Origin of the sequence: Mycobacterium sp. 663a-19 (genome assembly GCF_035616495.1) — a bacterium.
GTDB lineage: Bacteria > Actinomycetota > Actinomycetes > Mycobacteriales > Mycobacteriaceae > Mycobacterium.
Genome location: NZ_JAPJAV010000004.1, coordinates 1 through 14740 on the forward strand (window position 1 = coordinate 1; position 14740 = coordinate 14740).

Genomic DNA, 14740 nt, shown 5'->3' on the forward strand with positions numbered 1-14740 from the left:
GGCCGCGGCGACCGCCCCGCTGGGCGGCCTGGGCGCAGCGGCCGGCCGGGTCGAGGCCGGCCTGGGTAGCGCGGGCCTGGTCGGGCCGCTGTCGGTGCCGCCGAGCTGGACCGGGGCGGCGCCCGGCGCGCTGTCCCCGGCGCTGGGGGCCACCCCGATGGTGGCCCCGCCACCGGCCATGGCGGCCGGCATGCCCGGTGTGCCGCTGGCCGGCATGACCGGCCAGGGCTTCGGCCGCAACGTACCCCAATACGGCTTCAAGCCGACCTTCGTCGCGCGCCCGCCCGCGGCCGGATAGCCCGCGGGAAATACGCACTTCGAGCGCCCGGGCCGGTGGGGCCATCGGGGCCGCCGAGCTGACCAAGGGGAGGAGGCTGACGATGACGGCATCACCCGACTTCGCCATGCTTCCGCCCGAGATCAACTCGGCCCGAATGTATTCCGGGCCCGGCCCGGGCCCGCTGCTGGCCGCGGCGTCGGCCTGGTACGGACTGGCGGCGGAGTTGCGGGCCACGGCGCTCGGCTACGGCTCGGTGCTCTCGGAGCTGACCGGCCAGGCGTGGTATGGCCCGGCGTCGGCCTCGATGGCGGCCGCGGCCGCGCCGTACGTGGCATGGATGAGCACCACCGCGGCGCAGGCGGAGGAGACCGGCTCACAGGCCGAAGCCGCCGTGGCGGCCTACGAGGCCGCGTTCGCGGCCACGGTGCCTCCGCCGGTGATCGCGGAAAACCGGGCCCGGCTGATGATCCTGATCGCCACCAACTTCTTCGGGCAGAACACCCCCGCGATCGCGGCCACCGAGGCCGAGTACGCCGAAATGTGGGCCCAGGACGCCTCGGCCATGTACGGCTACGCCGGCGCCTCCGCCCTGGCCAGCCAGCTGACCCCGTTCGACCCCCCACAGCAGACCGCCAACGCCGCCGGGCTGCCGGCGCAGTCCGCCGCGGTGGGCCAGGCCGCGGCCACGTCGGCCGGCAGCGGGCAAAGCACTGTCGCACAACTGATGTCGGCCGTGCCGGGGACCCTGCAGACCCTGGCCTCGCCGTCGCCGCTGGCGGGCGCCGGGTCGCTGGCGGGGGACGCGTCGTCGTCGTGGCTGTGGGACAACTTTGGCCTCAACGCCAATATCTGGAACACCATCTTTGCCTCCGGCTTTTATATGCCGGCGAGGTTCCTGGGCACCGCGGCCAACTTCATGAGCCTGAGTCAACAAGCCGCTGGAGGCGCGCCGGGCGCGGCCGAGGGCGCGGCCGGGGCAGCGGCGGGCGCGGCGGAGGGTGTGGCGCCCGGCGCGCTGGGCAACGTTGGGGCACTGGGCAATTCGGTGGTGGCAACGATGGGCAGGGGTGGCCTGGTCGGTCCGCTGTCGGTGCCGCAAGGTTGGACCGCCGCCACGCCGTCGCAGAGCCCGCTGGCTTCGGCCATGGGGGGCGCGCCGCTCGAGGAACCCGCGCCGGCCACCGCCAGCACGCCTCCGGTGCCGCTGGCGGGGTACATGGGCGGGCAGGGCGAGGGCCGCGCGGTCCCCCAATACGGCTTCCGCCCGAGCTTCGTGGCGCGGCCACCGGCCGCGGGATAGTAGTCCCGCGACCGCGATCTCACAACAAGCGCATCGGCCGCGTGAGCATTCTGCAACCATGTAGCACTGCCATGTGGGGAGCGCAGCGTGCCGAATTGCCAGCTGTACCAGGGCAAATGACGGAATTAGATCTCACAGCCAACCGCCAGCAGCTAACCAGCGCCGCGGCAGCTATGCGGGCTTACCCTAGGTGAAATCCAAGGGAGCGTGGGTATGACGAATGGTTATCGAGCCGAGCGACGACGGGATCCGTCGCCGATCCGGAATTCATCGCCCAATCGGGTAGGCCGATGCTAACGGCAACGCTGCCGATGTAGCTGGGCCTAACGCTCCGTCGATAATGACGGTTGTTATTTCGGGGAACATATATGCGACATATGCGGTATATGCGCGGCGAAAGACAATGCGCTCCCGCGTTCTTTTATGCAATCGGAGGTCGTAAAAGCAGCGGGCTACCCACCATTTAATATGGTCTAACCACAGTTAATAGATCGCCGACGGCGCCGATCTGCAATTCAGCGATTCCGGATTACCGACGTGCCGCGGGGGGATTCGGCTTGCCCTTTAACGGCGGATATACCCGCCCGAGCTGGTGCTTTTACTCGCTCCGCGTCGGCCGTGAAACAAAGTCCTCACACACACGATTGGGAAATGTGACAGCGATCTTTTACATTCCGATTACTCGCCGGGAACGCATCGTGCATATGTTTCGATCACGATGACCGCTATATCAATGGGGCGCGGCAGCGCGGCTGGACGCCATCCGGACAAATCTTCAGACAGGGGAGGTTGGGGACTTGTTGTCTCCAAGGAATGCAAATCGAACTCATGCGGTCCGCGGTGAATCGATGGATTTCATTAGAGCCGGCGTGCGTTTGCGGGCAGGGCGCGTAATCGCGCCTACCATCGCGGCCGAATAGGGGAGGCATAGGTTGTTGGATTTCGGGGCGCTGCCACCGGAGATCAACTCGGGCCGGATGTATGTCGGCGCCGGGGCGGGGCCGTTGCTGGCCGCCGCCGCGGCCTGGGATGAGCTCGCCGCCGAGCTGCAGACCACCGCCGCGTCGTACGGCTCGACCATCGACGGCCTGACCGCCACGCCGTGGACGGGTCCGTCGTCGCTGGCGATGGCGGCCGCCGCGGCGCGGTATGTCGCGTGGATGAGCGCCACCGGCGCTCAGGCCGAGCAGGCGGCCGCACAGGCCAAGCTCGCCGCGGGCGCCTACGAGACCGCCTTTGCGGCCACGGTGCCGCCGCCGGTGATCGCGGCCAACCGCAGCCTGCTCGCGACGCTGATCGCGACCAACTTCTTGGGCCAGAACACCCCGGCGATCGCCGCGACCGAGGCCCAGTACATGGAGATGTGGGCGCAGGACGCCGCCGCGATGTATGCCTATGCCGGCGCGTCGGCGACGGCATCCCAGCTGAGTCCGTTCACCGAGCCGCCGCGGACCACCAATGAATCGGGTGGGGCAACGCAATCGGCCGCGGTTGCTCAGTCCAGCACCGTGTCCGGCTCGAATACGGCGGCGCAGCTGTCCCAGCTGGTCACCTCTACGCCGAGTGCGCTGCAGAGCCTGGCGACGGGTACGACGACGACCAACGCCGCGGGCAACGCGGCGTCGACGGCGGTTGGCCTCCCGCCGGTTCCAGCGGCCCTGACTCAATGGAACACCATTTGGTCGACCCTCACCGGGCCGTACTCCCTTCCGGGCTGGAGCTCCATCCCCGGTGGTCCTTTCCTGTCGTTTGGCCAGGTGTATGCGTGGGGTCAGAACGGGCAGGGTGCGGCGGCTTATCTGGCAGGACCGAAGGCCATCACTGGGGCGTTAGCCCCGCTGACCGGTGGCGGCCAGGTGGCCGCCGGTTTGCGCTCCGCGGTCGGTGCGGCCCAGGTGTCGGGGTCCATGGGCAAGTCGGCCCTGGTCGGAAGCATGTCGGTGCCGCGGGGCTGGACCGAAGCCGCCCCGGCGATCCGGACGCTCGCCTCGGTGATGCCGGCCAACCTGGCGGCCGCGCCAGAGGCCGCATTGGCCGGAGAGGGTGGCGCCTTCAGCCAGATGGCCCTGTCGAGCCTGGCGGGACGTGCGATGGCAGCCAGCGCGACGTACTCCGGCAGCGGGGCAGCGGCCAAGGCGCTGGGCGGCGCCGTCGCCGCTGCCGACCCCGCCGCGGCCACCATCATCGTGATCCCGGCAGTCGAGGACTGATCGCGGTGACGACCAAAAGCAGCCCAGCACGTACCACCCGGATGCGCGCCAGCAGAAGAGGGGTTTAGCCATGTTTTACGGAGCGTTTCCGCCGGAGTTCAACTCGGGCCGGATGTATGCCGGCCCGGGAGCTGAGTCGCTGCTGGCTGCCGCGGTGGCCTGGGACGAGCTGGCCACCGAACTGCAGTCGGCCGCGTCCTCCTACTCGTCGGTGGTTTCGAGTTTGACCGGAGGGCCGTGGATAGGTCCGTCGTCGCTTTCCATGGCGGCCGCGGTGACGCCGTATATCGCTTGGATGCAGGGCACCGCCGCTCAGGCCCATGAGGCCGCGATGCAGGCCACCGCGGCGGCAGCCGCCTATGAGGCGGCGTTCGCCGCACACGTGCCGCCGCCGGTGATCGCCGAAAACCGTATCCTGCTGGCCCAGCTGGTGGCGACCAACGTATTCGGGCAGAACACCGCGGCGATCGCGGCGAACGAGGCCCAATACAGCGAGTTTTGGGCTCAGGACGGCGCGGCCATGGACACCTACTTCGCGTCGTCTGCTACCGCTTCGAACAACTTGACGCCGTTCACCGAGCCACCACAAACCACCAACACCGCGGGCACGCCGATGCAAGCGGCCGCGGTGGCCGCGGCGGCTGCGACCCCAGCTGGTAATGCGGCATCGACGGCGAGCACGGCAGCCAGCACCGCCGGCGCATCGGGCGGGATTCTGGGCGGGCTTGCCGGGCTGGCCACCGGATACAACACCTTCTGGAGCAATCTGCTGAACACCGTCCCCAACGGGAATTCCTGGTTCACCAGCCTGTATAACGCCGTGAAAGTTCCGATTAGCCTTACCGGGCAGTTCAACGACATCGGGCTGCTGATCAACTTCCCCCTGTCGCAGTGGCTCAAGTTCGCCCCGCCCGTGGCGTATGGCGCGCTCCCGAAGGACGCGCTGGGCGCCGGGCTCGGAGCGTTGGGCTTCGGCCGGGGCACGCTGTACGGCGCGGTCTCGGCGGGCATGGGAAACGCCGGCACGTTGGTCGGAAAGCTGTCGGTTCCGCCGAGCTGGGCCACCGCCACCCCGGCGATCCGGTCGGTCGCCGCCGCCCTATCGGCCGCCGGGCCCGACGCCGTGCCCGCGGCCGCGCTGGGCGAGGGCCTGCTCAGCTCGATGTCGGTGGCGGGAATGCTCGGCAGCGCCCTGGGCGCCGGGGGCCCCACCGTGGTCCGCGCTGGCGTCCGCGGCCGTCTCACCCCGATCAAGGACCTCAAAGACAAACACTCGCCGGAGCAACTCAAGCGCCTGGTCGCACAGATATCGGAGAAACCCGAAAGCGTGCAGCACCACACCGTCGGTCAAGAAGGCCTTGACGCCCTGCTCGAGCAACTTTCGAAGAAGCCCGGCATCCACGCGGTGCACCTATCCAAAGGCGACAAGCCCAAAGTTGTTCCCTCCGAAGCGCAATTGGGTTAGCGCACAACTTGATTGGAAGTTGGTGAATCATGAGAACACTGCTGGCGTTACTCGGGGTTTCCGCGATGATCGGCCTCGCCGCCCCGGCCTATGCCGGTCCTCCTCCAGTTCCGGACGGCGACGACGCGGGCTTCCTCGCCGCGCTGCACCAGGCCGGCTTCAGTTTTTCCAACCCGGATGCGGCCGTGGGCGCCGGCCGGGCGGTGTGCTCGTGCCTGAACAACGGCGAAAACGGCTTGGAGTTGGTCCACGACGTGAAGGTGCGTAACCCGGGAATGGACATGGAGATGGCATCCAATTTCGCCATGATCTCGGCGAAGTACTACTGCCCCCAGCAACTGTCCAAGGCCTGACCCTCGAACCCGGACCGGCCAGGCACGTCCGGGCCGGTTTGACCCGGGTCCACCCGCCGTTCACCTGGATGTGCCTGGATGTGGCTAGATGTGGTTGGCGGCCGCCGACCGGCGCCCGCCAACCGATCCGCCGTTGAAGGGGGCGCGGTGTCATGCAGACGTTGAGCGTCGCCGATTTCGCGCTCCGGCTGGGGATCGGGGTCGGGTGCGGCGCGCTCATCGGCCTGGAGCGGCAATGGCGGGCGCGCCTGGCCGGCCTGCGCACCAACGCGCTGGTCGCCGGCGGCGCGACGCTGTTCGTGCTCTACTCGGTCGCCACCGAGGACAGCAGCCCCACCAGGGTCGCGTCGTATGTGGTGTCGGGCATCGGGTTTCTCGGCGGCGGGGTGATCCTGCGCGAGGGATTCAACGTCCGCGGCCTCAACACCGCGGCGACGCTGTGGTGCTCCGCGGCGGTGGGCGTCCTGGCCGCCTCCGGGCATCTGGCCTTCACGCTGATCGGCACCGGCACCGTCGTCGCCATCCATCTGTTCGGGCGCCCACTCGGCCGGCTCATCGACCACGACAACGCCGTCGAGGAGGACGAAAGCCTGCAGCCCTATCTGGTGCAGGTGGTCTGCCGGCGCAAGTCCGAGAAGTACGCGCGCGCCCAGATCGTGCAACACACCAGCAGCAACGACATCACGCTGCGGGGCATCCACACCGGGCACGCCACCGACGATGAGATCACCCTGAGCGCGCACCTGCTCATGGACGGCCACACGCCGGCCAGGCTCGAGCGGCTGGTGGCCGAGCTGTCCCTGCAACCCGGGGTGCGCGCGGTGCAGTGGTACGCCGGCGACGCGGCCCAGCAATCGGCGGAGTAGTTACGGGCGGTCCTGCAGTTGCGGTGCGGCCGCGGCCAGCAGGTCGGCGCGGTTGCGGGTCAGCGGCGGGTAGATCCGCCGGGTGTTGATGGTCCGCTTGGTGGCCTTGGCTCGCGCGCCATCGGAGACCACCACCCGATCCCACCCCTCGGTGTAGACCGCGCCGGCCGGTCCGAGGTCGAGAACCGTTACGTACCAAGGAATCCGAAGGGCCAGCATCGGCGCGCCCAACAGGTCGCCGATCACGTTGTAGCCGGCATAGCGTCCCATCGGCCGGCCGTGCTGACACGACATCACGGATGTGTGCTCGTCGTCCATCCGGGCCGCCGCCACATCACCCGCGGCGAACACCGACGGCACCCCGATCACCCGCAGAAAGTCGTCGACGGGCACCCGGCCCAGCCGGTCCCGCGCCACCGGCAGCTGCTCGGTCAGCGGGCTGGCGCGCATGCCGGCGCACCACACCACCGTGGCCGCCGCGAGCCGCTCACCCGTCGACAGCGACACGCCATCCCCGTCGACGGCGGTGACCCGCACCCCGGTTCGGGTCTCGATGCCGTTGTCCGACAGGGCCCGTTCGATCACCGGCAGCGCCGAGGGGCCCATGTCGGAGCCGACCGCGTGGTGGTCGACGAGGATCACCCGGGGCGCGACCGAACCCCCGGGAAACAGCGCGCGCAGCCGCGTCGGCAGCTCGGAGGCCGTCTCGATCCCGGTCAGCCCGGCGCCCACCACGACGACGGTGGCCGCCTCCGCGGTCGGTGCGCGGGCGAGGCCGCGCAGGTGCTGCTGCAGGGCGAGGGCGCCGTCGTGGGTGTCGACGTCGAAGCCGAACTCGCGCAGGCCCGGTACGGCGGGCTTGACCACCTGACTGCCCGACGCCAACACCAGGCGGTCGTAGCCGTACGTCACGCCGCCGGACGTGGCGACGGTGCGGGCGGCGGCGTCGATCGCGGTCACCTCGGTCGCGATGTGCGCGACCCCGGCCGGGTCGAGCAGGCCGGCGAGCGGGATCCGGCAGGCGCTCAGATCGGCCTCGTAATTGCGGACCCGGATGTCGTGAAATGGCTTGGCGCTCAACACGGTGATGTCGACGGTGCCGGCGGGTACGGCGAGCTCGTCGAGTCGCCGGGCCGCGCCGAGCGCCGCCCACAGCCCGGCGAACCCGGAGCCTATGACGACGACGGCGGTCAAGCGCTCCACCACCTCGTCAATCCCGGCCGGCCGGCGTGCACGGATCGGCCGATGGACATCGCGCCGATGGACGTAATCTATCCGTGTGCATGCCGTGACCGGGTTCTGGCTCGCGCTGCCCTCGCAGCTGCGGGATCCGGTGCTGTTCGCGATCCCGTTCTTTCTGCTGCTGCTGACCCTGGAGTGGACGGCGGCCCGCAAGCTGGAGCGCATCGAGGCCGCCGGCGCCGAGCAGCAGCGTCCGGCGTCGGGCGCCTACCTCACCCGCGACTCGATGGCGAGCATCTCGATGGGGCTGGTGTCGATAGCCACCAGCGCCGCCTGGAAGGCGCTGGCGCTGCTCGGCTACGCGGCGCTCTATGCCTATGTCGCGCCCTGGCATCTTTCGCCGGGCAAGTGGTACACGTGGGTCATCGCGATGGTGGGCGTGGACCTGCTCTACTATGCCTATCACCGGATGGCGCACCGGGTCCGGCTGATCTGGGCCACCCATCAAGCCCACCACTCGAGTCAATACTTCAACTTCGCCACCGCGCTGCGCCAGAAGTGGAACAACAGCGGCGAGATCTTGATGTGGATTCCCTTGCCGCTGTTGGGACTTCCACCCTGGATGGTGTTCTTCAGCTGGTCGCTGAACCTGATCTACCAGTTCTGGGTGCACACCGAGCGGATCGGCAAACTGCCGCGGCCGTTCGAGTTCGTCTTCAACACCCCCTCGCACCACCGGGTGCACCACGGCATGGACCAGATCTATCTGGACAAGAACTACGGCGGCATCTTCATCGTCTGGGACCGGCTGTTCGGCAGCTTCCAGCCCGAGGTGTTCCGCCCGCATTACGGCCTGACCAAGCAGGTGGACACGTTCAACATCTGGAACCTGCAGGTCCGCGAATACGTCGCGATCGCCCGCGACTGGCGCTCGGCGAGCCGGCTGCGCGATCGCCTGGGCTACGTCTTCGGGCCGCCGGGCTGGGAACCGGCCGCGGCCGGCCAAACCGGCGGCGCGGTGCCGCTGGCCACGTCACGGTAACGTCACGGCCAGGTCGCGCGAAAGACTCAACGTCGGCGAGATTGACGTCGTAATCTCAAGCTCTGGCCGGTGCGTCTACCGGCCTCGACGGAACGGAGTCCATGGTGCACCGCCTGGCACTGCGCGCGTTTGCCGCGTCCGTTACGGTCGCGGCGCTGGTACCCGGGTTGCCGGGTGCGACGGCCGGGGCCGACCCGGTTGTGGTCTTCCCCGGCATGGAGATCCACCAGGATTCCCACCTGTGCACGCTGGGCTACGTCGACCCGGCCACGAAGATCGCGTTCACCGCGGGGCATTGCCGGGGCGGGGGCGTCGTCACCGACAAGGACCGCCACGTCATCGGGCACCTGGCCACCTTCCGCGACAACACGCCCAGCGGCGCGACGGTGGCCACCGACCAGGTGGTCAACGACTACGAGGCGATCGTGCTGGACAACGTCCCGGCGAACGACATCCTGCCGGGCGGGCGTCCGCTGGTTTCGACCCCCGGTCTGACCGTGCAGCCGGGGCAGGCGGTCTGCCATTTCGGCGTCGCGACCGGCGAGACCTGCGGGACGGTGGAGAGCGTCAACAACGGCTGGTTCACCATGTCCCACGGCGTCCAGAGCCACCCGGGTGATTCGGGCGGTCCCGTATACCTGGCCCCGGACGGGGGACCCGGGCAGATCGTCGGGATCTTCAACAGCGTCTGGGGCGATCTGCCGGCGGCGGTGTCGTGGCGGTCCACCGCCGATCAGGTCCGCCAGGACCTCGGGATGGGCACCAGCCTCAGTTAGGGCGCGTCATTCCGATGCCGCGGCGAGCGCGAACACCGGGATGGACCCGACGCCGGCCCGCAGCTGCTCGTCGCTGGACTCCGGTGTCAGCCCGGCGACGTACCCCTTGACCTGCCAGTACCACCTGGCCAGGTAGCGCCGCAGCACCTCGGGCTTGGCCGCGTCGTCCAGCTCGCTGGCCCGCAGCCGTTGCCTGCGCCAGCGCGGTCCCATCTCGACGACACCCGCGGCGCGGACGTTGCGCGCCCACTGGGTGTTGCCGCGCGGTGAGACGAGGTAGTCGACGCCGTCGACGGTCAGCAGGTTGACCACCACCGCGCGCGGTTTGCCGCTCTTGCGGCCGCGCACGCGCAGCGCCCGGGTCCCGGCGATGCTGATGCCCAGCTCCGCGAGCCAACGGATCGCCGCGTTCGCCGCCCGCGCGGCCCGGTTTGGTTGTTCGTATCGCGTGGCCATAGTGGGTCCTCTCGAGGGGTGTTTCGGGTTGCGCGTTGTGAGAGCGGTGCTCTCGGTGCTAGCCACGCTCCCACATCGCCCGCCGAAAAGCAAGAGCGGTGATCTCGTTTGTGTCACACTGGTCGCGTGGGCAAACGCCAGGAGTCGCGGGAGCAGATCGAGGCGCGGATCGTCGAGCTGGGCCGGCGCCACCTGGTGGACCGCGGCGCGGCCGGGTTGTCGCTGCGCGCGATCGCCCGCGACCTGGGCATGGTGTCCTCGGCCGTGTACCGCTACGTGTCCAGCCGCGACGAGCTGCTGACACTGCTGCTCGTCGACGCCTATTCCGATTTGGCCGACGCGGTGGACCGGGCCCGCGACAGCGCCGACGAGCTGTGGAGCCACGACGTCATGGCGATCGCGCGGGCGGCCCGGCGCTGGGCCGTGGCGCATCCCGCCCAGTGGGCTCTGCTCTACGGCAGCCCGGTGCCCGGATATCACGCGCCCCCGGAGCGGACCGTCGGGGTGGGCACCCGCGTGGTGGGGGCCATCTTCGACGCCATCGCCGCGGGCATCGCCACCGGAGACATCAGGTTGACCGATACCGTTGCGCCGCAACCGATGTCGTCGGACTTCGAACGGATTCGCCACGAATTCGGCTTTCCCGGCGACGATTCCGTCATCGCCAAGTGCTTCTTGTTCTGGGCGGCGGTGCTGGGCGCGATCAGCCTCGAGGTGTTCGGCCAGTACGGCGCCGACACCCTGACCGATCCCGAGGCCATCTTCGACACCCAGCTTCGGCTGCTGGTGGACCTGCTCGGCCAGCACTGACGCGTTGACGCCCGCGAATTAGAACGTGTTCATCCGAGTTTTTCCGGCGCCGAGCGCGTGCTCGCGGCAAAGTGGGCTATCCTGCCAGTCGATGACCCTTCCCGTTCACGAGCCGACGCAGATCGCATGGGTTACCCCGGATCTGGACGCCACCGAAACGGCCCTCACCGGCCTTTTAGGCGTCCGCAAATGGGTGCGGATACCCGACGTGCACTTTGCCCCGGACGCCTGCAGCTACCGTGGCGAGCCCGCCGATTTCGTCGCCGGCATCTCGCTGAGCTACCTCGGTGACATGCAGTTGGAGCTGATCGCGCCGGTGCGCGGGCGGAATATCTATAGTGACTTTCTGCGCGACTCGGGACCGGGCCTGCACCACATCTGCATCGAGGCCGACAGCCCCGAGCGATTCGACGCGGCCCTGACCGAGGCCGCCGGCCACGGCGCCGCGGTGGTGCAGCAGGGCGTGATGCCGGGCGGCATCCAGTTCGCCTACGTGTCGGCCCCGCAGGCGGGCGTCCCGTTCCTGGAGATCGCGTACATCTCGCCCGAGATGCGGGCGTTTACGACTACATCAAACAGGAGCAGCGGTGAGCACCCAGATACCGGCGACCGTGAACGCGAACACCGTCACGTCCTGGTCGGACGACGTCGACGTGGTGGTGATCGGTTTCGGCATCGGCGGCGGCTGCGCCGCGGTGAGCGCGGCGGCCGCGGGGGCACGGGTGCTGGTGCTCGAACGGGCCGCCGTGGCGGGCGGCACGACTTCGCTTGCGGGAGGCCACTTTTACCTCGGCGGGGGCACCGCCGTCCAGCAGGCGACCGGCCATCCCGACTCGCCGGAAGAGATGTACAAATATCTGGTCGCGGTGTCGCGAGAGCCGGACCACGAAAAGATCCGCGCGTATTGCGACGGCAGCGTCGAGCACTTCAACTGGCTGGAGGACTTGGGATTTCAGTTCGAGCGCAGCTACTTCCCGGGCAAGGCGGTGATCCAGCCCAACACCGAGGGGCTGATGTTCACCGGCAACGAGAAGGTGTGGCCGTTTCTCGAGCAGGCGGTGCCGGCGCCCCGCGGCCACAAGGTGCCCGTGCCCGGCGACACCGGCGGCGCCGCCATGGTGATCGACCTGCTCCTCAAGCGGGCCGCGAGACTGGGCGTGCGGGTCCGGTACGAGACCGGCGCCACGGAGCTCATCGTCGAGGGTTCGGGCGCCGACACCCGCGTGACCGGCGTGATGTGGAAGCGGTTCTCCGAAACCGGTGCGATCAGGGCGAAGTCTGTCATCATCGCCGCCGGCGGATTCGTGATGAACCCGGACATGGTGGCCGAGTACACGCCGAAGCTGGCCGAGAAGCCGTTCGTGCTCGGCAACACCTACGACGACGGCCTGGGCATCCGATTGGGCGTGTCGGCCGGCGGCGCGACCCAGCACATGGATCAGATCTTCATCACGGCGCCGCCGTACCCGCCGTCGATCCTGCTGACCGGGATCATCGTGAACAAGCTGGGGCAGCGGTTCGTCGCCGAGGACTCCTACCATTCGCGGACTTCGGGTTTCATCATGGACCAGCCCGACAGCGCGGCGTTCCTGATCGTCGACGAGGCGCATCTGGAGCACCCCAAGATGCCGCTGGTCCCGCTGATCGACGGCTGGGAGACCGTCCCCGAAATGGAAGCCGCGCTGGGGATCCCGGAGGGCAACCTGGTCGCCACGCTGGACCGCTACAACACCTATGCCGCGCGCGGCGAGGACCCCGACTTCCACAAGCAGCCGGAATTCCTTGCGCCGCAAGACAAAGGACCCTGGGGCGCGTTCGACATGTCGCTGGGCAAGGCCATGTACGCCGGGTTCACGGTCGGCGGGCTGGCCGTGTCGGTGGACGGGCAGGTGCTGCGCGAGGACGGCACGGTGGTGCCGGGCTTGTACGCGGTCGGGGCGTGCGCGTCCAACATCGCCCAGGACGGCAAGGGCTACGCGAGCGGCACGCAGCTGGGTGAGGGCTCGTTCTTCGGTCGCCGCGCCGGGGCGCACGCGGCGCAAAACGGCTGAACACCGTCAGACCCGGGCGGGCTCCTTTTCCACCGGCTCCAGCCGCCACTGGCCGTCGCCGAGCAGCTGCAGCTCCTGTTCGTGGTGCTGCTCCACGGTGCGCCGATGGCTGACGCTGACCACGACGCAATCGGGCAGCTCGCTTCGCAGCAACTGGTAGAGCGCGAACTCCAGCCCCTCGTCGAGCGCGGAGGTGGCCTCGTCCAGGAACACCGCCTTCGGCCTGGTGAGCAGGATGCGCGCGAAGGCGACGCGCTGCTGCTCGCCGGGGGAGAGCACCTTGGCCCAGTCCTGCTCCTCGTCGAGCCGGGCATAGAAGGGGGCCAGCGCAACCTTGGTCAGCACGTCGCGCAGTTGCTCGTCGGAGACGTCGTCCGGCTCGTTCGGGTAGCACACCACCGTGCGCAACGTGCCCAGCGGCACATACGGCAACTGCGACAGGAACATCGTCGCGTTCTCGCCCTCCGGACGGCACAGCGTCCCGGATGCGTACGGCCACAGCTCGGCCAGGCTGCGCAGCAGCGTCGTCTTGCCGGCGCCGGAACGCCCGGTGATCACCAGCGCGTCACCGCTGTCCAGTTGCACGTCGAGGGAATCGATCAATTGGTCACCGGCCGGTGTCCGCACCTCGATGCCGGCGAGTTCGACGGCCGTCTCTCGACTCGGCTTGACCAGCACCGTCGGCAGCGCCCGGCCCTGCGCGTTGGCGTCGACCAGACCGTGCAACCGGATGATCGCGGCCCGGAACGCCGCGAACGCGTCGTAGTTGTTGCGGAAGAACGACAGCGAGTCGTGAATTTCGCCGAACGCGGTCGCCGTCTGGCCGACGTCGCCGAAGGCGATCTGGCCCGCGAACAGTCGCGGCGCCTGAATCACCCACGGCAACGGGACAATTGCCTGTGACATCGACCAGTTCCAGCCGTTGAAGATGATGGTCCGCCGGACGAACCTGCGGTAGTTGGCGATGATCGGCATGAAGCGCCGCCACAGCTGCCCACGCTCCACCCGCTCGCCGCGATAGAAGCCCACCGCCTCGGCGGCGTCGCGCAGCCGCACCAGCGCGTAACGGAACGCGGCGTTGAGCTTCTCGTTGTTGAAGCTGAGCCAAATCAGCGGGCGCCCCAGCCAGAAGGCGACCACAGTCGCGATCGACACGTAGACCACGACGACCCAGAACATCGCCCGCGGCAGCGAAAAGCCCAAGATGTTCAGGTCGCCGGAGAGGTTCCACAGGATCGCCGCGAACGAAATCACCGACGCCACCGCGCGGACGGCCCCGAACAGCAAGGTGTTCTGCGTCTCGTTGGACGGGATGTTGGGGGTCGGACCGACCCCGGCGGTGAAGATGTCGACGTCCTGCTGAATACGCTGGTCCGGGTTGTCGATGGTGTCGTCGATGAACAGGTCCCGGTAGTAGGCCCTGCCATCGAGCCAGTCGTCGGTGAGGTTCCGGGTCAGCCAGACACGCCAGGCGATGATGAACCGCTGCGTCAGGTAGATGTCGATCAAGATACGGGCGATGAATATGGTTGCCAGGATGCTGAAATGCAGCAGCGACATCCAAAAGCCGTGAATGCCAGAGTTTTTCGCCTTGTCGTCGCCCGCCGCAATGCCCTCGAAGGCCGTCTGCAGCGATGAGTACAGGTCGTTGCTCTGGTAGCTCAACAGGACGGACAGGCGCACGGTGAGAAGTACCAACAGCAGCAGCACGCCCAGCAGCAGCCAGACCCGGACCGCGTGCGGACCGACGAAGTAGCCGCGGGTGATCCGCCAATACTGGCGGCCCCAGACCGTGAGATAGCGGATCAGGACCAGCACGACGAGCAGGCACACGGCACTGATCGCCCAGGCTTCGCCCAGCCATCGCAAGGAGTCAGGGAGCGCGGCGGACCAATTGATGGATTCCTTGAACGGCTTGGGGCCCAACTTCGACGCCTCCTTCTAGGCGG

At 68.6% G+C, this 14740-nt stretch carries 13 protein-coding genes and 1 pseudogene; 11 read left to right on the forward strand and 3 right to left on the reverse strand.

Annotation, left to right across the window (positions count from 1 at the left end; all coding sequences use genetic code 11):
• The 6 genes from OQ968_RS08625 to OQ968_RS08650 form a co-directional block, all read left to right on the forward strand.
• Positions 1-298: PE/PPE C-terminal domain-containing protein (locus OQ968_RS08625; RefSeq protein WP_324676703.1), on the forward strand; the 298-nt coding region annotated here is incomplete at its 5' end.
• Between the two features lie 82 nt (positions 299-380).
• Entirely contained in the window at positions 381-1580 is a 1200-nt protein-coding gene (locus OQ968_RS08630; RefSeq protein WP_324676705.1) for a PPE family protein, read from the forward strand.
• Positions 1581-2512: 932 nt separating this feature from the next.
• On the forward strand, positions 2513-3790 hold the full coding sequence (locus OQ968_RS08635) for a PPE family protein (protein WP_324676707.1): 1278 nt from the start codon (positions 2513-2515) through the stop codon (positions 3788-3790).
• Positions 3791-3860: 70 nt separating this feature from the next.
• On the forward strand, positions 3861-5255 hold the full coding sequence (locus OQ968_RS08640) for a PPE family protein (RefSeq protein ID WP_324676709.1): 1395 nt from the start codon (positions 3861-3863) through the stop codon (positions 5253-5255).
• A 26-nt stretch (positions 5256-5281) separates the two neighbouring features.
• On the forward strand, positions 5282-5608 hold the full coding sequence (locus tag OQ968_RS08645) for a DUF732 domain-containing protein (protein ID WP_324677376.1): 327 nt from the start codon (positions 5282-5284) through the stop codon (positions 5606-5608).
• A gap of 152 nt (positions 5609-5760) precedes the next feature.
• On the forward strand, positions 5761-6474 hold the full coding sequence (locus tag OQ968_RS08650) for an MgtC/SapB family protein (protein ID WP_324676711.1): 714 nt from the start codon (positions 5761-5763) through the stop codon (positions 6472-6474).
• On the opposite strand, the gene OQ968_RS08655 is transcribed toward OQ968_RS08650, so the two are convergent.
• Positions 6475-7668 carry an NAD(P)/FAD-dependent oxidoreductase gene (locus OQ968_RS08655; protein ID WP_324677378.1) on the reverse strand — a complete coding sequence of 398 codons (1194 nt, stop codon included), beginning with the start codon at positions 7666-7668 and terminating at the stop codon, positions 6475-6477.
• An 85-nt stretch (positions 7669-7753) separates the two neighbouring features.
• On the opposite strand from OQ968_RS08655, the gene OQ968_RS08660 reads away from it, so the two are divergent.
• On the forward strand, positions 7754-8698 hold the full coding sequence (locus OQ968_RS08660) for a sterol desaturase family protein (protein WP_324676713.1): 945 nt from the start codon (positions 7754-7756) through the stop codon (positions 8696-8698).
• A gap of 101 nt (positions 8699-8799) precedes the next feature.
• Complete coding sequence (locus tag OQ968_RS08665; protein ID WP_324676715.1) at positions 8800-9474, forward strand: hypothetical protein; 675 nt, start codon at positions 8800-8802, stop codon at positions 9472-9474.
• A 6-nt stretch (positions 9475-9480) separates the two neighbouring features.
• On the opposite strand, the gene OQ968_RS08670 is transcribed toward OQ968_RS08665, so the two are convergent.
• Positions 9481-9930, reverse strand: a complete 450-nt coding sequence (locus OQ968_RS08670; RefSeq protein ID WP_324676717.1) for a nitroreductase/quinone reductase family protein — start codon at positions 9928-9930, stop codon at positions 9481-9483.
• Between the two features lie 126 nt (positions 9931-10056).
• Between OQ968_RS08670 and OQ968_RS08675 the strand changes: the two genes are divergently transcribed.
• From OQ968_RS08675 to OQ968_RS08685, 3 genes and pseudogenes are all read left to right on the forward strand, one after another.
• Positions 10057-10740, forward strand: a complete 684-nt coding sequence (locus OQ968_RS08675) for a TetR/AcrR family transcriptional regulator (protein ID WP_324676719.1) — start codon at positions 10057-10059, stop codon at positions 10738-10740.
• 91 nt (positions 10741-10831) lie between these two features.
• Positions 10832-11331: pseudogene (locus tag OQ968_RS08680) on the forward strand (VOC family protein).
• Positions 11328-12791 carry an FAD-binding protein gene (locus tag OQ968_RS08685; protein ID WP_324676721.1) on the forward strand — a complete coding sequence of 488 codons (1464 nt, stop codon included), beginning with the start codon at positions 11328-11330 and terminating at the stop codon, positions 12789-12791. Before OQ968_RS08680 ends, OQ968_RS08685 begins: the two are co-directional and overlap by 4 nt.
• Before the next feature lie 6 nt (positions 12792-12797).
• Here the strand turns inward: OQ968_RS08685 and OQ968_RS08690 are convergent, their stop codons facing one another.
• Positions 12798-14717: an ABC transporter ATP-binding protein/permease gene (locus tag OQ968_RS08690; protein WP_324676723.1), complete on the reverse strand. Its 1920-nt coding sequence runs from the start codon at positions 14715-14717 to the stop codon at positions 12798-12800.
• Positions 14718-14740 lie beyond the last annotated feature (23 nt).